Origin of the sequence: Aliifodinibius sp. S!AR15-10, assembly GCF_031569985.1 — a bacterium.
In the GTDB taxonomy this organism is placed as follows: Bacteria; Bacteroidota; Rhodothermia; order Balneolales; family Balneolaceae; genus JAMQKA01.
This window is the reverse complement of record NZ_JAMQKA010000004.1, coordinates 68,170-93,145: the sequence shown is the minus strand read 5'-3', so window position 1 is coordinate 93,145 and position 24,976 is coordinate 68,170. Positions and strand designations below refer to the sequence as shown.

Genomic DNA, 24,976 nt, shown 5'->3' with positions numbered 1-24,976 from the left:
CTGTGTGGAACTGGAAATGAACATACGCCGGTTTAAACCATCGGATGCCAAGCAGGTTGCCCAGCTCTTTCATGATACCGTGCGAACTGTAAACCGGGAGGATTACTCCAGGGAACAGGTTGAGGCGTGGGCTCCTGATGATATCAATTTCAGGGATTGGGTCGTTCAGTGCTCCCAAAAGTATACTATTGTAGCTGAACAAAATCAGGTAATACTGGGATTCGGTGAGCTGGAAAGTGATGGGCATATCGATTGCTTCTATATACACCGAGATTACCAGCGCCGGGGAGTAGGGAGAACACTATACCAAGCGTTGGAAACCAGGGCACGAGAATGGCATGTTCCTTCCCTGAAGGTAGAGGCAAGTATTACTGCTCTCTCATTCTTTAGAGAGATGGGATTTTCGATAATCAAAAAACAACGGGTGCTCACGCGAGGAGTTACGTTAACTAATTTTAAGATGAGGAAACAGCTCGGTCGGAAATCTTACTAAGAGCCGATTAATTAACCGTACTTCCTTTCTTAACTTCCACATCTTTTTTACGCTCGCAGGTTTCAGTATCACCGCAGGTACCAAAGAAATGAAGCGAGTGACCCTCAATTTTAAAATTGTGGATCTTTTCCATCATGCTTTTGATCTCCTGAATGCGGGGATCACAAAACTCCATTACGGAACCACACTCTTTACAGATAATATGATCGTGCTGCTGGTAGGCATAGGCACGCTCGTAAAAGTACTGGTTTTTACCAAACTGCTGGCGCTGCACGAGTCCGCATTCCACCAACAAATCAAGCGTATTGTAGACCGTTGCACGGGAAACCCGGCTGCCGGAATCCTTCATATTGAAAAAGATGTCGTCGGCGTCAAAATGGCCGTCGGCCCGGTAAATTTCCTCGAGCACCATAAAACGTTCAGGCGTTTGCCGCTGGTTGTGTTCCTTCAGATATGAACTGAAGATCTCCTTAACCAGGTCAATTGTCTCTTCTTTTGCTGGATGTGCCATAAAAATTATTCGATTTTTAATTCAATATAATGAATAACGTCGGGCATTTGAAAAAGTATAACAAGCAAAAGTATTGATTTATTGAGTTTTTTGGCTTATCGATTGCCAGTTTTGCCATCTGTGAGTAATTAAATAATGCATTCTATTCATCCGTGCATAATTCTTCCATTATCATCGCAGAATGTTATATTCATGAATCTCATAATGTGCGGGGAATTAAATTGAACAAACGGGTAAATTTATGCCTACAGTTGTAGCTTTTGAAACGCTGACTGAACTCTTTTTAAATCTTACTAACAAGTACAAAGGGAAAAAGAAAACGGCGTTTGGACGGAAACCGTCTCCCAACGGGGAGTACGAAGCGATTACGTGGGAGAAAGTTGCAGAAGATGTAAATGCGATGGCGGCTTACCTGGTGGAACACGGAATTGAACAGGGCGATCGCGTGGCGATCCTCAGCGAAAACCGGTACGAATGGGCGGTTGTAGACCTCGCGATTCAATTGGTGGGCGGAGTAAATGTCTCATTGTATACCTCACTACCGCCAAACCAGTGCGAATATATCCTGCAGAATTCAGAGGCAGAACTTTTCTTTGTCTCAACAGGTATTCAGCTTAAAAAAGCGATCGAGATTTTTGAAAGCTGTGAACACGTACGACAGGTCATTGCCTTTGACGAGCCCCGTGTTGAAAGCCAGCTGGAGGAGCCCTACGTGGTGCTTTATGAGAATGTAATGAGTGAGGGGTTTAAGTTGTATCCCAAGCATGAGGAGGAGATCCATGAACGCACAAAACGCATTGCGCCCGAAGATCTGGCAACCCTGATCTACACTTCCGGCACGACCGGTAAACCCAAGGGGGCAATGCTCACACACCGTAATATCGTCAGTAATGTAAAGGCGGCCCACCAGCATATCCACATTGATGAAAATGATCGCGCACTCTCATTTTTGCCGCTTTGCCACTCATTTGAGCGTACGGCCGGGTATTATGCTATTATTGCTGGTGGCGGCGAGATTTACTACGCTGAGAGTGTAGACACCGTCGCCAAAAATTTAACGGAGGTTCACCCCACCATTGTAATGAGCGTCCCCCGGCTTTTCGAGAAGATTTACAACCTTGTTACCAAGAGTGTGGAAGAGGGGAGTACTGTAAAGAAAAAGATATTCAACTGGGCGTTCGATGTGGGGCGCCAGTACGCCGATGGAAAACGTGGGTTAACAGCCCTGCAAAAGCCGGTTGCCGACAAACTGGTATTTGACAAGCTTAAAGAGCGAACGGGAGGAAATATTCGCTTTTTTGTGTCCGGTGGTGCGGCGCTTCCGGCCGAGATTGGGCACTTTTTTATGGCGGCCGGACTCAATATCCTGGAAGGTTATGGCCTTACGGAGACATCACCGATTATGGCCGCAAACAGTTATGATCACGAAAAAATGGGCACTGTTGGACAGGTGTTGCCCGGCGTTACGGTAGCTATTCAGCGGCTGGAAGACAATAAGATTATTGCTCAGCTCAGCGGTGAGGATTATCCCACGGATCTGACCAGCGAGCCGGGCGAAATTTTATGCAAAGGTCCCAATGTGATGAAAGGGTATTGGAAAAATGATGAAGCCACCCGGGAGATGATTGACGATGAAGAGTGGCTCCATACCGGGGATGTGGGCCGGTTTGTGGATGGAAACCTTCAGATCACCGATCGCATTAAACATATGATTGTCAATGCCGGCGGGAAAAATATATATCCCGGCCCGATAGAAGATCTATTCAAGACTAGCAAATGGGTAGACCAGCTCGTGGTGGTTGGCGAACGGCAGCCTTTCATGGCCGCCCTGATAGTTCCCGATTTTGAGGTCCTGGAGAAATACGCCAACGAGAACGGCTTGCGCTATGAATCGATGGAGGACCTGTTGGCGAAGGACGAAATTCAGTCCATCTTCAAAAAAGAGATTCGCTATTATTCAGATGAGCTGGCATCACACGAAAAGATCCGTGATTTTAGACTCGTCTCCCATGAGTTTTCAGTAGAAAGCGGCGAATTGACCCCTACACTTAAAGTCAAACGAAGAGTAATAGAAGAAAAATACGGTGACCTGATCGAGGATATTTTTGCAGATGCCGCCGTTTAAAAACTAGGCTTCTTTCGCTTTGCGTGCATTTATGAACGATTTGACAGCCGCACCTATAAAGATAATACAGAGAAGAGCCATTATGGCCTGAGAAATTGCGGCACTAGGGCGTTCTACCGAACTTCCACCAATCATATATACTACGTTTAGTAGTCCCCCAGCACTGCCGAAAAGTCCCAACAATGCCAGCACTGCTGCTCCATGCATCACATGCTTATACAGAGACTCTTTGCGTGCAGCAAGACCTAAAATCAGAAATACAACACCAAAAAATGCGGGAATTAACGCGGTGATACTAACCATTCCAGTCCCAAAGTAGGAGGCGAGTCCCAAAATGATCAGAATAATACCGAAAACACGAGTAAATTTTTCCATTAAAGACAGATAAAATATTTAATATTGAAAATTCAGCGATAGCATATCATTCTAACATGAATCAAATGTGAAGTTTTACGGTATTTCGAGCTAAATCCAGTGTTGACTATTTCTTTTCTTTTTTGGTTTCAATCTTTTTCATCCGCTCTAAAAAATCTTCAACCCGGCGTCGATTGACGCCCATATCACCATAGCCCACTCGGCTCGAACTGCGAATATGCAGATATGTTGTGGTGGAATCCATCTCTTCCAGTTGAACTGCCATATCATCGCGGAAAAATACAACCAGAAACACCGAGTTGATCCGGTATTCATCGGGGGATAGCTCAATGTCATACGGCCTCATTGCCTGTAGAACAGAAAGCGTGGTCTCCCAGACAGCATCAATAGCCTGCGGATATTGTTGTGAAATGCGCACACAATTGGGCGAATCGGGGCAGGGCGGCAGTGGATTAGTGACTTCAACGCCGGTATTAAAATCAGATGAACGGGAGCCACAGGCCGAAAAAAGAGATGCCATTGTAATCACCAGTAAGATTCTTTTCATGAGCAGAAACGTGCACAAAATGATATAAAATATGACACTGACTATCAGGAAGAGGCTAACAAATCCAAGCAGTCTTCAGTTTCCGTTATGACATGAATGGCATCCCAGCTATGATCCGCAATGAAACCCTGCTCCACCGCTTGTTCGATAAACTTGATCAGCAAATCGTAGTAACCGTCCATATTGAAGAGTATGACCGGTTTTTCATGGAGATCCAGCTGGCACCAGGTGATTGTTTCCAGCAGTTCTTCAAAGGTCCCAAAACCTCCCGGCATCGCGATGAACGCATCTGACAGTTCAGCCATCATCGCTTTCCGTTCGTGCATGGAATCGGTGACATGGAGAGCTGTCAGGTTACCGTGCGCACGGTTTAGCAGATGCTCCGGGATCACCCCGTGCACTTTTCCTCCATAACTGAGGACAGCATCAGCAATCACGTTCATGAGGCCAATATCTCCTCCACCGTAGACCAATTCAATATGATTGGATGCCAGCGATTTGCCAAGTTCTCTCGCTTGTTCAGCGTAAGTTGTTTTTTTGCCTGTTCGGGATCCACAAAATACACAAACTCTCTTGACACTCATCAGGCGGTAACGGTTTTCATTCGGTCAACAACGAGTTTCAGTTTTTCGATAAGGTAGTCGATCTCTTCTTCGGTGTTGTCTTTGCCCATGCTAATGCGGATGCTGGAGTTGGCGACATCTTCCTTCATGCCGATACCCTCCAAGACATGAGACGGCTCCAGCGCCCCGGAAGTACAAGCCGAACCGTTGGAGACGCAGATACCTTCCACATCAAGGTTAAGCAGCAGCATTTCGCCGTCGAGCCCACCGCCCGAGGGATTGGTAAAAGAGAGATTCATTATATGAGGAACGCCTTGGCCTTCGGCGGGACCGTTTACCTGAACAGTATCGCCGAACGTTTCATAGAGGCCTTTTGCAAGCTTTGATCGCAACTTTTTGAAGTGTTCCCAGTGCTCCTCCCTTTTCTTGGTGATAAGCTCAAGGGCCTCGGCCAGGCCAACAATGCCCGGCACATTAAGCGTACCCCCGCGGCGGCGACGTTCCTGTGAGCCGCCGTGCATCCAGGGAATCCAGGCCGAGCCGTGCCGCATGTACATAACACCAATACCTTTGGGACCATAAATTTTATGGCCGCTCATGCTCAAAAAATCTAAGCCCAGTTCATCTACATCAACCGGCAGCTTCCCAATGCTCTGAACAGTATCAGAGTGGAATAGTACATCGTGTTCATCGCAGACCTCAGCGATTTCGCAGATCGGGTTAATGGAACCGATCTCGTTATTGACATGCATAAGGGAAACCAGCGCCGTTTCGTCGGTAATGGCATTGGCTACTTTATCAGGAGAGACAGTTCCGCCCGCTTCAGGTTCCACATACACGGGCTTGATGCCATGCCGTTTCAGGGCTTCTACAGTATGTAACACGGCATGATGTTCCAGTGGAGAGGTGATGACCTCCTTCTTACCGGTCGCTTCCACTACGCCCTTGATAGCCGTGTTATCACTTTCAGTGCCGCCACTGGTAAAGATAATTTCAGCAGGTTCGGCCCCGATGATTTCAGCAACTGTTTCACGGGCTTCCTCCACTGCTACTTTTGCACTACTGCCGAGCTCGTGCGTGGAGTTGGCATTTCCGTAGTGTTCGGTAAAATATGGGATCATCGCTTCCACAACCCGTTCGTCTACGGGCGTTGTTGCTGCGTGATCAAAGTAAACGGTTTTCATAGATCAATTTCTTTTCGTCAATTCAAGGAATAAAAGATACCCAAAAAAGGTCAGAAAAAAAGCATTGACCACGTCCATATTTCGATGTAACATGGGTTTATGTTAAAAAGCATAGTTGAAACATAACGTTTCAACTTCGATTCAAAGAGGGCTTAACGGTTAAATATCCGAGAGGGGAAATTAATTTTAGGTATACGGTACATACTACTAAGCTTTTTGCTGTTTCCCGGCTTGATGGGAAGGTCTGCATCTGTTTTTGCCCAGGAGTCAGGGGGACATGCCACACTGTTTCAGTGGGAGCAGCGTGTCCGAAATTTTATGCTGGATCGCTCTCATAACCAGGGCGGCACTCATTTCAACAGGGGGTTATTCCGGGAGCACCTCAATGAGATGAGTCCTGAACATGAGATTGATTTGATGACCTATCGATATACCCTGATGGATGATTATAAATGGGAACTCGAGGAAGACGCCTATCGACTGTCATTGGGAAGTTTAAATGCAACAAATTTTGCCGTTGAAAACACAATCAAAAGCACCATTGATATAAATGCGAAGAATGCCGTCAATATAGCGGGATATCACGCGGAAAACCTCAGGGCTAACCGCTTTTTATTTTACCTGGGATACCAGCACACCCTGGCAGGAAAACATCAACTGGGAATGACCCATACCGTAACCAGGGAAAAAGCGGATCTTGATGCCACATTCTATTATCGCTACGGCACATTTTCGGATGGGATGGTGGAAGTCGATGTAACGGTGATGGACTGGGCCAGTAACGTGGTGCAGGATCTGGCCGCCGACAGCCGGAACCGTTATAATTCGAGGTATGAAACGACCTATCAATACACCAACAGCCCTGAATTGGTCTCATTAAAACTGGTGAGTCCTCTCATACATAACGTTCGTGTGGAGCTGTTGGGAGGACTCCAAACGTATTCCCGGAAAGTGGTGACGCAACCCGCTGACACTCTCAATTTTGTTGACGAGGAGTGGGCCCACTATCTGGGAGCTCTGTTGGAATATAATCATCCCAATTTCACTGTGGGTGTGACCTACCAGCGAACATTTTCAAAACTGAAGCGGGCACCGGCCGAAAATTCTCGCTATGACCTAAACTTTGGCAATTTGCAAGTCACCAATAAGTTAGGCTTTTATGCCATCGGCAAATTAAACTTCTTGCGCTTGGAACAGTGGCTGGGATACGGGGATAATATTGATCGCCTGGAAGGAGAAAAAGTACCCGGCGATTTGACACCGTTTAGTTTTGAAAGGATTCCATTTGACTACCTGGAAAAGCCCGTGACGGTAAAGAGCAGGATATTATATGATCCGGGAGATTCCGGACCAACTGCCGGCTTCGAGTTTCATGCCGAATATGTTCATCCCCAGGGAGAAAAAGCTGAAAATGGGGTCAGAAATTATGATTTTCGCAGAACTTACCCCATTATTCAAGATTATAACGAACGCTTGACTTTCACACTTGGTTATCGATTCAGCAGGAATTTTAATTTGTTGGCCGGCATTTCTTATGATCTTGACATGGACAAGCAATCTGGTATTGGATTACCTAAGATAACAGGAACTCCAACCTGGTTTGACGGTGGGTTTGGACGATTTACAATAAGCTGGTAAATTCAGCACCAAAATATTTCCAACAAAGACAATTTTTACTCATGGATAAGATGACACTTACGGATATTGATGTAAACAATAAAAAAGTTTTAATGCGGGTGGATTTCAATGTGCCGATTGAGGATGGCAAGATCACCGACGATAACCGGATTGTCCAGGCGCTGCCCTCGATCAAGCACGTGGTTGATAATAATGGACTGCTTATCCTCATGAGTCATCTTGGCCGGCCCGGTGGATCCCCCGATCCAGAGCTCAGTCTGAAGCCGGTTGCCGATTACCTGCGTACGCTGGTGGACACCCAGGTCTATTTTGCGGAAGACTGTGTCGGAGAAAAGGCGGAATCCGTAATTGCACAGGCCAAGCCCGGCGAAATTGTGGTGCTTGAGAATGTTCGTTTCCACGCCGGCGAAAAAGCCAATGACGAAGAATTTTGTAAGCAGCTGGCCGCCCACGGTGATCTTTTTGTGAATGATGCGTTTGGCAGTAGTCACCGTGCACACTCGTCAGTAGCAGGCGTCACCCGTTTCCTACAGCCGGCCGTATCCGGTTTTCTGCTGGAGAAAGAGATCAAATATCTCAGCGATGCCATCAATAACCCTATTCATCCGTTTATTGCAATTCTTGGAGGCGCAAAAGTTTCCGACAAAATCGGTGTTATCGAGAATCTGCTGGATAAAGTGGATACCATCCTGATCGGCGGTGGCATGACCTATACGTTCTACAAAGCCAAGGGACTCCCGATCGGTGATTCACTGGTGGAAGAAGAAAAAGTGGAGCTGGCAGGAGAATTGTTGAAGAAAGCCGAGGAGGCAGGGGTTGACCTCGCACTTCCAATCGACCACATTGTAGCCAAGGAGTTTAAAAATGATGCCGAGCACAAAGTGGTAGGCGAAGATGAGATCGAAGATGGCTGGATGGGTCTTGATATTGGTCCACAAACTACCATCGCATTCGGCAACAAAATAAAGAATGCCAATACCATCGTCTGGAACGGACCGATGGGCGTTTTTGAGATGGACAGCTATGCCGACGGTACCTTCTCAATTGCGGAAGAGCTCGCACAAACGACCGAGAATGGGGCAACAACCATCATTGGCGGGGGAGACTCGGCCGCAGCGATTAAAAAGACCGGCCTGGAAGATAAAGTATCCCATGTTTCGACGGGAGGCGGGGCCAGCCTGATGTTCTTGGAAGGCAAAGACTTACCGGGAGTTTTAGCCTTGACAAACAAGTAGGTGACAACTACAGCCATCAATTCTTATTACCCCTCCAACGATTTAAAACGTTGGAGGGTTTTATTTTTTAGGAAAAATGTATAACAAAAGTAAAATCAAGGGTTTACAGATTTAACAGTTTTTTTAATAGATATTGGCATTTCTAGATAGTATTCTATCTAACAGTTCTGTTTAACGGGACGCTATTCATTATAATTGAATCAAAGGGATGTCGTATGCTTCAAATCAAGGAGTTTGTTTGTGGAATATGTTGGCTTTTTTAAACCGGTACTGTTAATAGCTCAGTCCGAGTTGCCCGATTTCGGGGATATCCCACAAGAGCACTGGGATATAAACTCATTTGAGGGAGGTTATCAACTGGTATGAATAACCGCAAAAGTTGCACAACGGCGGTCAAGCTCTGCCACCTGTAACAGTATTATAAAAGAGATTCGCAACCACATATCCATCGTTTTATATTAGAGCATTTGAATGCAAAATTACTACACTGGGAATCGCACAGGTTGTGTTATGCAAGCTGTAGAAACAGGGAAGATTTTTGTAAACGTTTGACCCAAAAATCCCCCAAAATACATTTTTTTCAAATTTTTCTGTAAGGATTTCCTCTGAATTATATCTACCTTATGCACGAAAGCTAAAAAAACACACACTGAGGTAACTATTATGAGTTCTTTGAACAAAGCTATGATCATAGGGCGTTTGGGACAAGATCCTGAAGTTCGTTACACGCAATCCAATACCGCTGTGGCCAATCTTTCGGTGGCTACTTCCGAGCGATATAAAGACAGTTCGGGAGAGTGGAAAGAGAATACCGAGTGGCACCGGGTGGTAGCGTGGGGACGACTCGCTGAAATATGCCAGGAGTACCTTAAAAAGGGCTCCCAAGTCTATATTGAAGGTCCAATTCAAACGCGACAATGGGAAGACCGTGACGGCCAAACTAAGTACACTACTGAGATCAAAGCGTTGACGCTCACCATGCTGGACAGTAAAGGCGACCGCGGAGACACGCGCGTTGTGCCGGATAAACCACAGGGAACAAGCTCCTCAAAACCAGTTGATAGCAAAGTAGAGCTGGATGAGGATTTTGACGATCTGGATGATGACCTGCCATTCTAGCTAAACTAGTCATGTGTGAGAAATAGCCGGAAATATTTATTTCGGCTAAAATCCAATTTAAAAAGGTGATGGAGATCTGCTTCATCACCTTTTTTATCAAATGGATTCCGATATTAACAATACAGCAGATAGTTGCACCGCATGGCGTCAATACGTAGCTTATAGGTTATAATTAAAGATATAGCAAGGTCATTGGACGATCCCAGTAGTATAGGCTTACATACGATTTTATCTTTTTTGCAAGAGGTTGCCGTATATCATGAAACAATCAATGCGGTAGACTTGGCAATACAGCTTCTGGTTGTTGTGGCGGGACTCGTTTTTTCCGCAATTTTTTCGGGGTCGGAGGTCGCTTTTTTCTCCATTTCCAAGCAGCTGGATGTGCTCGATGAGAGTGAACAAAGCGGTTCAGCCGACCAGCTGATCATTCGGATGCTGGAGAAACCACGTCGGCTGCTGGCCACAATCCTGATCGGTAATACGTTTGCCAATATCATTACATCGGTGTTGGCTGCAGTTATTACGGGTTCTGTAGCAGTTTACCTTGGCTACTCTGAGCTTGTGGTATACATTGTAGAGGTCGTTGCACTGACCTTTACCATTTTGATCCTGAGTGAAATTACGCCCAAAATTATTGCCATTAACAACCCGCTCAAGATTTCACGACGGCTGGCCCGTTTTATTTATGTCTTCTACTGGATACTGAAACCGCTGTCAAAAGTAATTGCCGAAAGTACCATCAGCCTGGAAGAACGGCTGCCCAAACCTCCCAACCGGATGTCGACCGAAGATATTATGACTATGGCAGAAGTGAGTGAAATGGAGGGTTCAATCCGAAGTGATGAGCGTGAGATTATTGAAAATGTGATTGAATTTGGGACTACCTCCGTGCGCGAAATTATGACCTCGCGTGTGAATATCGTGGCGATTTCGACAGAAGATACGCTGGAAAGTGTACTTACCATTATCCGGGATAAGAGTTTTTCGAGGATGCCGCTTTTTGAGAATGACCTGGATAATATTCTGGGCATCATTTATTCGAAAGATGTGCTGCCCTACATCAATTCTGACATTGAACGCACCACCATCAACTGGCGCACCATCGCCCGGAAGCCGCTGTTTGTCCCTGCCACCAAAAAGCTGGATGACCTACTTCGGGTATTTCAGCAGGAGAAGACGCACATTGCCATTGTAGTGGATGAATACGGGGGCACTGAAGGTCTGATCACGCTCGACGATATCCTGGAGGAGATTGTGGGTGAGATCTCTGATGATTATGAAGAGAACGACGAAGAACTTTTCACTGAATTTAAAAATGGCGTCTTCATTTTTGATGCCCGCATCGATCTTGATGACATGGAGGAAATTGTGGGATGCGAGCTGACAACTGAGGAGGATGAGTATGAAACACTCGGGGGCTTGGTCTACCACCTTACCGAACGGATTCCCAATGTGGGGGAACGCGTGTATTTCAAAGGCCTGGAGCTCACTATTCACTCAGTACAAAACAACCGGGTTCGTAAGCTCAGGGTACGGCTAAATCCCGAGACGCTTAAAAAACGAACCCCACTCAAAAGCAAAGATTAGAGAGGATGTCAGACACCACCTCATTGCAACTTCAAGAAGATCAAAGCCTGAAATCCTACAACACCCTGGGGGTGGACGCCAATGCTGCCCAGTTCATCTCAGCAGAGTCGAAAGAACAACTGGTGCAGGTGTTGCAGGATCCGGAAAACCAAAAAATCCGCAAATTTGTGCTGGGGGGTGGCAGCAATGTGCTTTTTGTGGACGACTTCGATGGGTTGGTAATCCATATTGCGATCAAGGGAATTGAGAAAGTAAAGGAGAATGAAAAGCATGTATGGGTTCGATCGGGCGCGGGAGAGATCTGGCACGATCTGGTGCTGCACTGCGTGGAAAAAGGGTGGGGAGGCATCGAGAACCTGTCCCTGATTCCGGGTACAGTCGGGGCTGCACCTATTCAGAATATCGGGGCATACGGCGTAGAGCTGCAGGAAGTGTTTGAATCGCTGGAAGCAGTTGATATTGTAACAGGTGAAACACGTACATTTTTTTACGATGATTGTCATTTTGATTACCGGGACAGCATTTTTAAAAATGAGCTTAAAGGGAAACAGGTTATTACAAGCGTCACTCTGCGCCTGGACAAAGAGCCCAAACTGAACACCTCTTACGGGGCGATTCAAGCTAAATTGGAAGAAAAGGGGATAGAGAGCCCGACGATCCGGGATCTCAGTGATGTGGTGATTGAGATTAGGCAGAGTAAGCTTCCTGATCCCAAAGCGCTGGGTAATGCCGGTAGTTTTTTTAAGAATCCGGTCGTTAGCAAGCAAAAATTCGAGCAGTTGAAGGCTGATTATCCCGAGATTCCGGGGTATCCGCTGGATAATGATACTGTTAAAGTTCCGGCGGGTTGGCTGATTGAAGAAACCGGTTGGAAGGGCAAAGTCCTTGGCAATGCCGGAACGTATCGCAATCAGGCCTTGGTCATTGTCAACCATGGCGGGGCTACGGGACGCGAGATTCTACAGCTTGCTCAAAAAGTGAAGGCGTCTGTGCACGATGTTTTTGGCATCGACCTGGACCCAGAAGTAAATATCATCTCATAGCGAACCGTTATGTCCGGAAATGAATCCAGCTCCGATTACTTCACCAAGTACCTGTTTCGCACCGGTTGTAACTGTCCGACAAAATTATATTACAAAGCCCGTCCTTCAATTTACCCCGAGCGAGAGGAAGCGCTCCCTTTTATCGCCCATATACGCTATAACAAGCGACAGTTACGGTTGCTCCTGGAGCGACTGTATCCCCAAGGTAAGAGAGTTGCCCATGGCGACCGGGAGCATATGGCTGAGGAAACGGCACAACTTTTGGAACAGGATTATACCGTAATTTATAACGCGGCGTTCCTTTATCGATCCCTGTTCTCACGCGTTCCACTACTGGAAAAAGACGGAGAGCGAGTTCGCATTTACAACTTGCAAACAAAGGCGTTTGATCCACAGCGCTACTCCATGACCAATCGCCAGGGCCGTATTCACTCCAAGTGGATAGACTATTTGCGTGATTTTGCGTATCAACTCCTGGTAATAAAAAAGCTGTATCCCCACTGGAAACTGGAGCCCTACCTGGTATTACCTGATAAAACAGCTACAGCTCCAATAGATAATTTGGATCAGAAACTAGTATCGGGGGTGCCCGTGGAAGTTGAGGATATGAGTGATTTACTCGCATTTGTCCCTGTAATAGATCAAATAAATGCCATTTGGGATGGAAGAGAACCACTTTTTGACGATCGAAATGACTACGTTGAAGCTGATCGCTATTCATTTGAAGAGATAGTTCTGCAACTTTCTGAGTGGTATTTTAGTGGAGAAAAGAAAGTTACCGATGTGGGTAAAAAATGTGGAAATTGCGAATTCAGAGTCGATCCGATGAGCCTTGGTCAACAGGAAATAAGCGGGTTTGAGGAGTGTTGGAAAGATGTTTTGGAGGAAAAAAATGGAGATGCCCACATTTTTGACCTGATCGGTGCCGGTAACGGTGAGCTACTGCAGGACAAAATTTTTTTACAGCATGAAATCCCGCTGGAGGAGAAGATCCAACCGGAACAGATTGCCCGGTCAAAAGGACGTATTACCGACCATCACCGCCGCATACTCCAGATAGCCAAAGCCAAGGGAAGGAAGGTGCCGGATGAAATCATTAAACCGCAGTTGTTAGATGAAATTCAGGACTGGGAATTTCCCCTGCATTTCCTGGATTTCGAAGCCGGTAGTTTCGCTGTTCCCATTCGAGCTGGTAAAAAACCGTATCATCAAGTGGTATTCCAATTTTCATGCCATACACTCCACGGAGATGGTTCTCTGCATCACCACCAGTGGGTGCACCGCGGAGATGACAGCTATCCCAATTATGAGCTGGTTGCCGAGCTCAAAAAGATACCCGGTATCCTTAGCGGCACTATTGTTCATTATTCTGGATTTGAGCGTTCAGCACTCCGTCGAATTCGAGGAGAACTCCAGCAAGAAAGTGATCGGGTTCCGGGTGCACAGGATCTGATCCAATGGCTCGAAAAAGTTGTTGGGGGAAAAGGCACCCCATCGCCACAACTGGCTGATCTGGGGCATTTGGTGAAGAATTATTACTACAATGCCGAGATGAAGGATTCGCTCAGCATCAAAGATGTACTGCTTTCCGTGATGAAGATTAGTCCCGTCTTGAAAGAACGTTTCTCTCGTCCTTATAGCAGCAATAACTTCACGGACATCGTATGGTGGCAGCAGGAAAAGCAGCAGCTGGAAAATCCATATGATATCCTCCGTGACGAGGGGGAAAATGCGGTTGGGCGTGGAACAGAAGCGATGGTGGCATATAGTGAGTTGCGGAATGGGTTGAATGAACCGGAGGCTGTAGAATCTTTAATCAGAGGGCTGCTTAGCTATTGTGAACTGGACACGCTTGCTCTGGTTATGATTTACATGCATTGGCAGGAAAAACTCAAAGAAATCCGCAGTCGTCAAAATGAGTAGAGATTTAATGAAAAATTAGGCGCTTAAAGCTACCCAAGAGATATGGAGCTAATTATATTGCAACTGCTTTAAATGCAGTATTAATCAGAGATAAAAAGAAAAGAAGAGATATAATGATACGTCTACTGTCATGGTTTTCAATTCCCATTCTGATCGTTTCGCTTACTGTCAGCGCATGTGTGGTTCAGAAAAACCCGGTTTCGGGCAAGAGTCGCGCTTACGGTTATAGCTGGGAAAAGGAGCTCCAAATCGGAAAGGAGGCAGATGGACAAATCCAGCAGCAATACGGGGTGTACGATGATCAGGAAGTCAGGAATTATGTGGAAGAACTTGGACAGGAGGTGCTTTCTGTGAGCCATATGCGTCGTGAGAATACGGATCCCAAGTACAAGAATACCGAATTTTATTTTAGGGTGCTGAACAGCCCGGTGGTCAATGCATTTGCGCTGCCCGGGGGATACGTTTACATAACACGCGGACTGCTCTCACATCTGAATAACGAAGCTCAGCTTGCCGTCGTGCTGGGACACGAGATTGGTCACGTTGCCGCCCGGCACGCCTCGCAACGGGCCTTTGAACAACAGGTTGGGCAGATAGCCCTGGTCGGTGGGGCTATTGCTGGACAGGAACTGTTGGGACTCCCTGGGCAGGATCTGCTGAACCTGGGAAGTACGGCCACGCAGCTTCTCTTCCTGCAGTATGGACGTGATGACGAGCGGGAGTCGGACCAGTTGGGCGTAGAGTATGCGGCCATGCAACACTACGTGGCGGCGGAGGGTGCTGACTTTTTTACCTCTCTAAAGCGTTTGTCGGACAAGTCGGGGCAGAATATCCCTTCATTTTTGTCTACTCACCCGGAGCCCGGCGAACGTGAAAAACGAATTCCACAGCTTGCTGAAGAATGGAAAGAAAAAGGATATGAGCAGACCAAAATAAACAAAGACGGGTATATGAATACCATCGACGGGATTATTTATGGTAATAATCCCCGGGAAGGATTTACCAGGGGCAATGTATTTTACCATCCCGAATTGGAATTTCAGTTCCCGGTACCCACAGGTTGGCAGGTTATTAATGAGCCGACTCGCGTTATTTTAGCCAATGAGGATGGCAATGCCGTGATGATTATGCAGATTGACTCTGAGGCAGGTGGGGCACAGCAATCGGTCCAGAATTTTGTGAGCCAAGAGGGGATCACGGTTACTGAACAATCTGCTGCAGCCGACAGCGACCTTCCGGCTTACGAGGCGACGGCCAATGCCACAACACAGGATGGTACCAAACTCGGTATCTATGTGTATGGTATTGAATATGGTGGCAACGTGTATCGATTTATTTCGTACACCACGGCCGTACAGTTTGATTCTCAGAAATCAAACTTCTTTGCAACCACCGATGGATTTCGTGAGTTGACAGATTCGGATATTCTTGGTATTCAACCGGTGCGCCTGCAGGTAATCAAAACCGACCGTTCGGGGACATTCAGCTCGTTTTTGCCTGAAGAACTTCCGATGGATATTACGGCAGAAGAGCTGGCCATTGTCAACCAGGTCCATCTTGACAGCCAGATTGAGCAGGGCCAGTATCTGAAAATTCCAAGGCAGTGATTGTGAAATTCTTCACCGATCATCCAAAAGCTTTATAGAAATATTTCATCAAAATTGAATCCTCCAGTCAGGCACTGTGACCGGGGCTAAATTGGAGTAAGAGGGCGATAAGTTTGACAATGAATACGCTACTCTTTTAATAAAGAATGCATAGATGCTGGAAAACAGCTACAATCTTGACGTTCTTATTTGTATTTTTAGAAGACCCAGAAACGAACATCAAATTTATGACGTTACGACTGGTTATGTTTAATGTTTTGTATCTAGAGTAAGAGTCATGTACAACGATTCATTTGGAAATTCATTGAAGCGCGGATACCTAGGCCTGCCGGTAGCTATCCGTACTATAATTACGATTAACGTAGTCGTATTTTTATTGCAGATTTTGGGTGCTAATGATCTTTTCATAAGTACAATGGCATTTAATCCCGATCTGCCGACCGCTGTCATCCAGCCGTGGCGACTCGTTACCTACATGTTTCTGCACGCCGGCGGTTTCCACCTGATTTTTAATATGCTCTGGCTTTGGTGGATGGGGCGTTCGGTAGAGCAAACGCTGGGTCCCCGAACGTTTTGTGTGATCTATTTCGGCTCGGGAATCGGTGGTGCGCTGCTGGATATTGCTTTTGCTCAGTTTGTTGGCATCAACCTGGTAATCGGTGCTTCTGGGGCAGTCTTTGGCGTAATGGTGGCATTTGCTATGTTGTTCCCCCGGATGCCGATTATGCTTTTCCTGCTGCCTCCTATTGAGGCGCGTTATGTTGTGGCCGGGTTAATTGCGCTCGATTTGCTGTTCCTGGGTTCATCCGACAATACCGCAAGAATTGTACACCTGGGCGGAGCGGGTATCGGGTACCTGTTGATGCGGTACCAGCAACAGGGCATTGATCTAAGTGCGCTTGTGCGGCCAATTGAAAATTTTTGGTATAATTTGCGGGGCGCCTACAAGAAAAAGAAAAGTACACGAAAATCGAGCAATCTTCGCTCCGTATCAGACGTTGAAATCGTGGAAGAAAGTGACCAGTCAGAACTCGATGAAATTCTCGAAAAAATCTCGAAAAAAGGGTACGACGGGCTGACCAAAGAGGAAAAAAGGAAATTGTTTGAGCTCAGCAAGAAAAACTGACGGTTTGAATTCAGCTTTAACAACCTGTTGTTCCGTTCAACTACAAAGTTCACATCCAAATTTTAGTTACAGTTTATGTCTAACATTCAGCGACGTAAATCTATCCAGGTAATGGTCGGAGATGTGCCTGTTGGAGGCGGTGCCCCCATCGTTGTTCAGTCAATGACCAATACCGATACTGCCGACATTGAGGCAACCGTAGATCAGGTGAAATATCTCCACGAAGCGGGATCCGAACTGGTTAGAATCACGGTTAACAACAAGCAGGCCGCAGAAGCGGTCCCCCATATCAAAGAAAAGCTGCTCAAACAGGACGTCACGGTACCGATTATCGGGGATTTTCATTATAACGGTCATAAATTGCTTCCCGAATATCCCGATATGGCCCAGGCGCTTGCCAAATTCAGGATCAACCCCGGGAATGTAGGTACCCGGCAGCGGGATGAGAATTTTTGTACCATCGTTGAACAGGCGATAAAGTATGACAAGCCGGTGCGCATCGGGGTGAACTGGGGCTCCCTGGACCAGCAACTGTTGGCTCAAAAGATGGATGAGAACAACGAGCGGGAAAAGCCCAAATCTTCAAAACAGGTTATGCTCGATACCATGGTGGAAAGTGCCCGTCGTTCAGCCGATCTTGCTGAAGAAGTTGGCCTATCCTCAAACAAAATTATTATAAGCTGTAAGATGAGCGGCGTGCAGGATGTCATCGCCGTGTATCGCCGTATTGCTGAGATTACTGACTATCCACTGCATGTGGGGCTTACCGAGGCCGGAATGGGTATGAAAGGCGTTGTAGCCAGCACCTCTGCGCTTTCGGTACTCCTGCAAGAGGGCATTGGCGATACCATTCGTGTATCACTGACGCCCAAGCCGGGGGGAGATCGTGCGGAAGAGGTCCGTGTCTGCCAGCAAGTTCTGCAGTCACTCGGCATCCGTAATTTTATTCCCCAGGTGACAGCATGTCCCGGCTGTGGTCGAACCAACAGTACTTATTTCCAGGAACTGGCCGATGAGATCCAGGAATACCTGCGCGAAATGATGCCTATATGGCGTGAGGTGTACCCCGGCGTAGAAGAGATGGATGTGGCCGTTATGGGCTGCGTCGTTAATGGTCCCGGGGAATCCCGTAACGCCAACATCGGCATTTCACTGCCCGGAACGTTCGAAGAACCGGCAGCCCCCGTCTATATGGATGGCGAACATTATACAACACTCCGTGGAGAAGGCATCGGGGAGGAGTTCAGAAGTATTCTGGATGACTATGTGATACGTAATTACTCCAAATCAAACGGAGAGAAAAAAGCGGAAGAGCCTACCTTGGAAGGGTAGTGTTTTTGAGCACATATTGTGCAAAATTCTTTCGACATTTATCAGCACTCCTTTAGTTAACGTGCATAATACAAGGATTCACAATTCTAGGTATTACCTTGTAATTTGTTATATTCCGTTCATTTTGAAACCAAGGTTATGCAATGGGTATGAAAGATTTTTTCATACTTCCCATGATTATAATGACCGTTACAAGTATTGGCTTAGCACAGGATGCTGCATTGGAGAAAGAGCTTTCCAGGGCGGATTCCCTGTATGATAATTTTGATGAAGCTGAAGCACTGGAATTATATACTTCCATTTTGAATCACAATCCGGACAATTATACTGCTCTCTGGCGTACTAGCTTTTTGTACTCTAGGATAGGATACCGTCTCGAGGGTGAGCAGCAGCGTTCCTATTATGATCGGGCGATAGCGTTGGCGAAACGTGCTCTGAACGTGGATTCGACTGATACCCAATCCAATTTTGTAGCCTCCGTTGCCCTTGGACGGAAGGCGATGGTCTCTGGCGCGCGTGAACGAGTTGAAGCTTCCCGTGATATAAAAAAATATGCCGAACGTGCTATTCAACTGGACAGCACAAATGCCGGAGCCTGGCATGTATTGGGACGCTGGCATTTTAAGGTGGCCAATTTAAATTTTGTGGAACGGCTGGCTGCCAACACGCTCTTCGGAGGCATCCCGAAAGCAAGTGAAACCAAGGCGATGCGTTCAATTGAGAAAGCGATTGAACTGAATTCCGAAAATATTCTCTACTACTACGATTTAGCCAGAATTTACAAGCACTTAGGAAAAGACCAGCAAGCCATCGGAACGTGTCAAAAGGCGCTGAAAAAAGAACCAATGACACCTGATGACCCCAAATGGCTGGACAAATGCAGAAATCTCCTTAACGCATTACGATAACTCATCTATTTTAAAATCAAATAATTTTAACTGTTGAACTATGTCTGATCAAAAGCTACAGAAAATTGGTGTGCTCACATCTGGCGGTGATGCTCCGGGAATGAACGCCGCTATCCGGGCCGTCGTACGTGCCTGTATTTATTATGATATTACCCCCTATGGCATCCGCGAAGGATATGAGGGATTAATACAAAATGATATGTACAGGATGGAGGCCGGCTCTGTAAAGCATATCATTCACCAGGGGGGTACGATACTTAAGTCTACTAGATGCGACGGCTTTAGAACAAAAGAGGGTAGACAAAAGGCCTATGACAACCTGCAAAAACGCGGTATAGAAGCACTGGTTGTTATTGGTGGTGATGGAACATTCCAGGGGGCTAATATTTTTGGTAAAGAATTTGATTTCCCGGTGCTGGGCATTCCCGGAACCATTGATAATGACATTTCAGGTACCGATTTTACTATCGGTTTCGACACAGCGACAAATACAGTAATTGAGGCCGTTGACCAGATCAGGGATACGGCTACTTCACATAACCGCTTGTTTTTCATCGAAGTAATGGGCCGTGATTCCGGATATATCGCTATAAGCTCCGGAATTGCTGCCGGTGCCGAGGAGATCCTGATCCCGGAAAAAGACCGTGGAATGGACAAACTTATTCAATCGCTAGAACAGAGCTCAAGACGTAACAAAACATCCCGCCTCGTGATCGTCGCGGAAGGCGAAAAATCGGGGAGTATTTACGAACTCGCAGACAATGTAAAGCAGAAGTTTGGTGAGCGATATGAAATTAAAGTAACAGTGCTGGGGCATATCCAACGCGGCGGGCGACCAAGTTGTGCCGACCGTGTATTGGCCAGCCGGCTTGGAGTGGCTGCCGTCGAAGCCCTGAAAGGTGGCAAAAAAAGGATAATGGTTGGTGTTCAGAATCACAAAGTGGTCCACACAAACTTGGAAAAAGCGACCAAGCAACGTAACACAATTGATGAAGATCTGTTAAAAATTGCTGACATCGTATCTATTTAATTATGTAAATTAGTCTGATATGATGATGGTTTCATCAATAAAGACTATTTACTCAAAAGAAAGCAGGATCTGATTATGCAAATGATGCAGCACCCGCAAAAGGATATCACGGTAAAAGAGACCCGTGACAAGGTGCCCTACCATACTCCGGAATGGGCCAAGCACGTGATCTGGTATCAAATTTTTCCAGAACGTTTTAGAAATGGGGATCCTTCCAATGATCCCACTGCAGAGCGAGTTGACGGCCCCGAGGGCTGGGAGGTTAGTTCCTGGACCGGCGATTGGTACGAACGAGCTGAATGGGAGAAAAAACTTGGTCCTCGGTTCAGAGACAGCGTTTTTCACCGGCGCTATGGTGGTGATCTCCAGGGTATCCTGGACAAGCTGGATTATATCGAAGAATTGGGCATCGGGGCGATCTACCTGAACCCCGTATTTGATGCCGTATCTCTGCATAAATACGATACCAGCCATTTTCACCACATCGATCGCTTTTTTGGGCCCGATCCCGAAGGAGATGTGGCGATTATGGAGCAGGAGGACCCGGAAGATCCCTCTACCTGGCAGTGGACATCAGCCGACAAGCTATTCCTCAAGCTTATTGAGGAGGTCCATAAACGGGGAATGAAGATCATTATTGACGGTGTATTTAACCATTCAGGCAGCGATTTTTGGGCGTTCCGGGATCTTAAAAAGAACCAGGAGGATTCTTCCTTTAAAGATTGGTATGATGTGATCTCCTTTAATGGTCAGGATGGAAAAGAATTTGCTTATCACGGCTGGTGGGGCGTAAAAGATTTGCCGGAATTTCAGGCCGATAACGGAACGCTGGTAAAACCGGTGCGCGAGCATCTTTTTGATATCACACGTCGCTGGATGGACCCCAACGGAGATGGCGATCCCTCTGATGGTATTGACGGCTGGCGACTGGATGTGCCGGAAGAAGTCGGACAGGATTTCTGGGTGGAATGGCATGAGGTGGTTCGCAGTATCAACTCCGAGGCATTTACAGTGGGAGAGATCTGGACTGACAACGCCGTGAATTACATCAATGCTGAACAGTTCAACGCCTCAATGAACTACCGTTTCTTCCAGGCCGTACAGAGCTACATGATTGACCGGGATATTACGGTTAAGGAATTTAGTCACTGGCTGGATTCCATAAGGGAGAGTTATCCTGCTGAAGCCAATTATGTGATGCAGAACCTGATGGAGAGCCATGATACTCCACGGCTCGCGTCCATAATTGTAAATCCCGGGCGGAAGTTTGACCAGTGGGGCATGCCCAGCGATAGCTTTAACATTCGTAAGCCAAACAAAAAAGAACAGCAGTTACAAAAACTAATCGCGCTTTTCCAATATACCTATATCGGTGCACCGATGACGTTTTACGGAACCGAAGCCGGCATGTGGGGAGCTGATGACCCCGACGATCGAAAGCCGATGCTTTGGCCCGATATGGAGTATGAGGATGAAAAAACTCATCCCATCGAGGGTAAAACCCGTCCGGTTGATAAAAATGAATTTGATTGGGATCTGTTCAACTGGTACAAAAAACTCGGTCAGATCAGGAACAACCAAGAGTTGTTGCGTACTGGTGATTATTTGAAAATGGTCAGCGAGGTAGATCTTCTTGTTTTTGGTCGACACCAAAAGAAAGAAAACCCGGTGATCGTTCTGATTAATCGTGCAGACCAGGACCGTGAAATAAAGCTTGATCTTTCCCAGTTTATTATGACGCCTGACGGTTACAAGAACCTACTGAATGGCGATGAGATGACCGTTTCACTTGAAAACAAGATAGCTGTCAAGGTAGAAGCTCTTTCCGGGGCTATACTCGAACCGCAATAATGGTACAGTTCCATGCGGATTCATCCAAGGCATTTCAATAAATTCATGATTGTGGTTGCCGTGGTTACGGCTATCCTCATCGTGATAGCTACATTGAGCTATACCTCCAGCCGCGAATCTGCTTTCCAGCGACAAATGATGGAGGCCGATTCCCTCGGTTATGTCGCCTTTCCCTACATCGAAAGCAGGGATACCCTGCTGCTAAACCAGCTTCGGGGGCAATACCTGCTCCTCGATTTTTGGTCGACTTGGTCGGAGCCCTCAATCGAATCGCACAAAGTCCTTTCTAAACTGCCAGAAGAGGATTTTATATCACTGCGGGTAGTTGCTGCTTCGGTCCGTACCGACAGCAGTGAAGTCGCTGCTTATCGGCAAAAGTACAACTACGCATTTGAATTTGTTGACGGTACCGATTTTTACCGTGAAATGAACTTGCCCGGCGTCCCCAGTCAAATTCTTTTTAATCCGGGAGGACAAGTGGTGGCCACCTTTGTGGGATACACCGGTCCGAACCGCTATGACAGTCTGAAAACCCACCTCGCAAATGAGTAATTCTCGACAGTCCTGGATAATAGTCAATGACCAGATCCATCGAAGGGATGAACTTCTTATTCCGGTAGACGCCCGGGCCGTTCGTTACGGCGACGGCTGTTTTGAGACTTTTCGATCTTACCAGGGTCGTTTTTTGAAGCTGGAAGCTCACCTAGAGCGGTTAAAAGGGGCACTGGAGTATCTGAGGATTATTCCATCGATTGAGTTGGAGGACAAAAGTTTCAGGGAAAAAATATTGGAGTTATTAACGGAAAATCAACTTCGGGATGAAGATGCTGTTGTTCGCATCCAGGTTTGGCGCGAGGGGGGACGCGGTTTTAGCATCTCCCGTGAGGCCGATTCCGGGTATTGTATTACCGTGTCAAAACTGCCTCAAATTTCTAGGGCAGTATCGCTGGCTACGGTTGCTACGCGACGTATACCCGCGGAGGCGTTGAACCCGCGGTTTAAGCTTTCCAATAGTATTAACTACATTCAGGCCGCCACCCAGGCCTCAGAACAGCAGGCTGATGATGCACTTATGCTGACTGTTGACGGGCTTGTGGCGGAAACAACCATCGCAAATATTTTTTGGGTCAATGACCAAACCGTGTGTACTCCCTCAATTGATTGTGACATCCTTCCCGGGATAACGCGGAATATGATACTCGAAATACTGGCAACAAAATTTGACGTCAGCGTAAGGGAAGGGCAGTTTACAACAGCGGATCTCAAGCATGCAGATGCGGCCTGGATCTGTAATTCGGTCCGCGAGTTAGTACCTGTTAGAAAAATCGATGACCAAACGTTTAGCCTGGAGAATTCGTTTTTTCTTAAGTTGAAAGAAGCATTCAAATCATATAAAAATAAGTTGTTAGCATAGTTTTTTGAAGCCGTCAAATCGAAATATCAACCTCTCCACACTCATCCCTATGTTGCAGAGCAAGGGAGCCGTGGTGCTGCTGGAATCGCAGTCATATTTACATCCCGCAGCTCAAAAAACTTACTTGGCGGCGATGCCCAAAGCCGAAATATGGGCATATGGGAACCAGGTTTACCGAAGACTTGGAAAAAAAATTCATAAGAAGCCTGATGCCGATCCCTGGGAAGAGCTCAAACAGTTTCAATCTGAAACTGACGGGTGGCTTTTCGGATACTTGGGCTATGATCTCAAGAATCACCTGGAGAAGCTGGAATCCAACAACCGCGACCAGGTGGGGGCACCCGATCTTTTTATGATGAACCCGGGCTTGCTGATACAAATCACCCAGAATGGATGGTCGGTGATAAAAGGAAAAATTCCGGCAAATACCGGTTCCGAGATTACATCTCAACAACTTGATTACAGGTTAAAAAACGTTGAACCTCGGGTTACAGAACAGGCATACCGCGGCATTATCCGGCAAGCAAAGAACCATATCAGGGAAGGAAATTACTACGAAGTAAACCTCTCTCACCAGATGCAGGGCGATTTTTCGGGTTGTTTTTATGGGCTCTATGAGGATATGAAACGGGTTGGGCCGGTGCCTTTTGGGGCCTATCTGCATTTTGCGGATGAGGGCAACAGTTGGAGTGTGTGCTGTGCTTCCCCGGAACGTTTCCTTGCCAGGGAGGGAAGCCGAGTATTTTCTCAACCGATAAAGGGGACAATCCACAGGGGCAACTCAGTAACTGAAGATGAAGAGCTAAAACAGTGGCTGCAATCCTCGGAAAAAAACAGGGCGGAAAACCTGATGATTGTCGACTTGGTGCGCAATGACCTCGGTAGGATAGCTAAAACCGGTTCCGTCAAGGTTTCCAATCTGTTTGAAGTGCAGTCCTTTGAGACTGTACACCAGATGGTTTCAACCATAGAGGCTTTGGTGGACGAGGTAGCTTCAACCGATATCATCCGGGCGTGTTTTCCTATGGGATCCATGACCGGGGCTCCCAAAATTAGCGCTATGCGCTCGATCGAGGAGCTGGAGGGCTATCGCCGCGGAATTTATTCTGGTGCGATCGGTTACCTGGCGCCGGGTGGCAATTTTGATTTTAACGTTGTAATTCGAACCGCAGTTATTAAACAGGATCAGCTTTACTATTCTGTAGGTGGAGCCATAACCAGCGATTCTGAACCGGGCAGGGAGTGGCAGGAAACATTGGTAAAAGCGAAGGCGCTGACCTCGGCGGTTTCAAAAGATCAAAAAAGTTTACAGATTGAAACAGAATTGATTAAATAAAATTGCCCGAAGTCCAACCTGAAAATGGG

At 46.7% G+C, this 24,976-nt stretch carries 22 protein-coding genes; 17 read left to right on the top strand and 5 right to left on the bottom strand.

Features of this window, described 5'->3' with window-relative positions; translation table 11 throughout:
* Positions 1-16 precede the first annotated feature (16 nt).
* Entirely contained in the window at positions 17-493 is a 477-nt protein-coding gene (locus NC796_RS04310) for a GNAT family N-acetyltransferase (RefSeq protein WP_310682435.1), read from the top strand.
* A gap of 7 nt (positions 494-500) precedes the next feature.
* On the opposite strand, the gene NC796_RS04305 is transcribed toward NC796_RS04310, so the two are convergent.
* Positions 501-1,004, bottom strand: a complete 504-nt coding sequence (locus NC796_RS04305; RefSeq protein WP_310682433.1) for a transcriptional repressor — start codon at positions 1,002-1,004, stop codon at positions 501-503.
* A gap of 241 nt (positions 1,005-1,245) precedes the next feature.
* Here NC796_RS04305 and NC796_RS04300 point away from each other — a divergent pair, with 241 nt between their 5' ends.
* The gene (locus NC796_RS04300) at positions 1,246-3,129 is read left to right on the top strand and encodes a long-chain fatty acid--CoA ligase (protein ID WP_310682431.1); all 1,884 of its coding nucleotides are present in this window, start codon (positions 1,246-1,248) and stop codon (positions 3,127-3,129) included.
* Between the two features lie 3 nt (positions 3,130-3,132).
* Here NC796_RS04300 and NC796_RS04295 read toward each other — a convergent pair whose 3' ends face one another.
* The 4 genes from NC796_RS04295 to NC796_RS04280 form a co-directional block, all read right to left on the bottom strand.
* The gene (locus NC796_RS04295) at positions 3,133-3,504 is read right to left on the bottom strand and encodes a hypothetical protein (protein ID WP_310682429.1); all 372 of its coding nucleotides are present in this window, start codon (positions 3,502-3,504) and stop codon (positions 3,133-3,135) included.
* Between the two features lie 106 nt (positions 3,505-3,610).
* A complete protein-coding gene (locus NC796_RS04290) occupies positions 3,611-4,024 on the bottom strand; it encodes a DUF1499 domain-containing protein (RefSeq protein WP_310682428.1) in 414 nt (137 codons plus the stop codon).
* Between the two features lie 71 nt (positions 4,025-4,095).
* Positions 4,096-4,635: a TIGR00730 family Rossman fold protein gene (locus NC796_RS04285; RefSeq protein ID WP_310682427.1), complete on the bottom strand. Its 540-nt coding sequence runs from the start codon at positions 4,633-4,635 to the stop codon at positions 4,096-4,098.
* A complete protein-coding gene (locus NC796_RS04280) occupies positions 4,635-5,798 on the bottom strand; it encodes a cysteine desulfurase family protein (RefSeq protein WP_310682426.1) in 1,164 nt (387 codons plus the stop codon). The genes NC796_RS04285 and NC796_RS04280 overlap by 1 nt, the downstream gene beginning before the upstream one ends.
* A gap of 234 nt (positions 5,799-6,032) precedes the next feature.
* Here NC796_RS04280 and NC796_RS04275 point away from each other — a divergent pair, with 234 nt between their 5' ends.
* The 15 genes from NC796_RS04275 to pabB all read left to right on the top strand — a co-directional run bounded on the left by NC796_RS04275 (position 6,033) and on the right by pabB (position 24,947).
* The gene (locus tag NC796_RS04275) at positions 6,033-7,436 is read left to right on the top strand and encodes a hypothetical protein (RefSeq protein WP_310682425.1); all 1,404 of its coding nucleotides are present in this window, start codon (positions 6,033-6,035) and stop codon (positions 7,434-7,436) included.
* 41 nt (positions 7,437-7,477) lie between these two features.
* On the top strand, positions 7,478-8,671 hold the full coding sequence (locus NC796_RS04270) for a phosphoglycerate kinase (protein WP_310682423.1): 1,194 nt from the start codon (positions 7,478-7,480) through the stop codon (positions 8,669-8,671).
* Positions 8,672-9,334: 663 nt separating this feature from the next.
* Positions 9,335-9,790 carry a single-stranded DNA-binding protein gene (locus tag NC796_RS04265; protein ID WP_310682421.1) on the top strand — a complete coding sequence of 152 codons (456 nt, stop codon included), beginning with the start codon at positions 9,335-9,337 and terminating at the stop codon, positions 9,788-9,790.
* 282 nt (positions 9,791-10,072) lie between these two features.
* Positions 10,073-11,377 (top strand): hemolysin family protein, encoded by a 1,305-nt coding sequence (locus NC796_RS04260; protein ID WP_310682419.1) that lies wholly within the window; start codon positions 10,073-10,075, stop codon positions 11,375-11,377.
* 5 nt (positions 11,378-11,382) lie between these two features.
* Positions 11,383-12,420 (top strand): UDP-N-acetylmuramate dehydrogenase, encoded by a 1,038-nt coding sequence (murB, locus tag NC796_RS04255; protein ID WP_310682418.1) that lies wholly within the window; start codon positions 11,383-11,385, stop codon positions 12,418-12,420.
* Positions 12,421-12,429: 9 nt separating this feature from the next.
* Positions 12,430-14,343, top strand: a complete 1,914-nt coding sequence (locus NC796_RS04250) for a DUF2779 domain-containing protein (RefSeq protein WP_310682416.1) — start codon at positions 12,430-12,432, stop codon at positions 14,341-14,343.
* Between the two features lie 113 nt (positions 14,344-14,456).
* Entirely contained in the window at positions 14,457-15,950 is a 1,494-nt protein-coding gene (locus NC796_RS04245) for a M48 family metalloprotease (protein ID WP_310682414.1), read from the top strand.
* Positions 15,951-16,227: 277 nt separating this feature from the next.
* Entirely contained in the window at positions 16,228-17,076 is an 849-nt protein-coding gene (locus tag NC796_RS04240) for a rhomboid family intramembrane serine protease (RefSeq protein WP_310682412.1), read from the top strand.
* Positions 17,077-17,151: 75 nt separating this feature from the next.
* Positions 17,152-18,408, top strand: a complete 1,257-nt coding sequence (ispG, locus tag NC796_RS04235) for a flavodoxin-dependent (E)-4-hydroxy-3-methylbut-2-enyl-diphosphate synthase (RefSeq protein ID WP_310682410.1) — start codon at positions 17,152-17,154, stop codon at positions 18,406-18,408.
* Positions 18,409-18,551: 143 nt separating this feature from the next.
* Positions 18,552-19,316 (top strand): tetratricopeptide repeat protein, encoded by a 765-nt coding sequence (locus NC796_RS04230; RefSeq protein WP_310682409.1) that lies wholly within the window; start codon positions 18,552-18,554, stop codon positions 19,314-19,316.
* Positions 19,317-19,356: 40 nt separating this feature from the next.
* The gene (gene pfkA, locus NC796_RS04225) at positions 19,357-20,346 is read left to right on the top strand and encodes a 6-phosphofructokinase (protein WP_310682407.1); all 990 of its coding nucleotides are present in this window, start codon (positions 19,357-19,359) and stop codon (positions 20,344-20,346) included.
* Between the two features lie 75 nt (positions 20,347-20,421).
* Positions 20,422-22,197, top strand: coding sequence for a glycoside hydrolase family 13 protein (locus NC796_RS04220; protein WP_310682405.1), 1,776 nt, complete (start codon positions 20,422-20,424; stop codon positions 22,195-22,197).
* A 12-nt stretch (positions 22,198-22,209) separates the two neighbouring features.
* Complete coding sequence (locus tag NC796_RS04215) at positions 22,210-22,749, top strand: TlpA disulfide reductase family protein (RefSeq protein WP_310682403.1); 540 nt, start codon at positions 22,210-22,212, stop codon at positions 22,747-22,749.
* Positions 22,742-23,611, top strand: a complete 870-nt coding sequence (locus tag NC796_RS04210; protein ID WP_310682401.1) for an aminotransferase class IV — start codon at positions 22,742-22,744, stop codon at positions 23,609-23,611. The genes NC796_RS04215 and NC796_RS04210 overlap by 8 nt, the downstream gene beginning before the upstream one ends.
* Before the next feature lie 4 nt (positions 23,612-23,615).
* A complete protein-coding gene (pabB, locus tag NC796_RS04205) occupies positions 23,616-24,947 on the top strand; it encodes an aminodeoxychorismate synthase component I (protein ID WP_310682399.1) in 1,332 nt (443 codons plus the stop codon).
* Positions 24,948-24,976: the final 29 nt, after the last annotated feature.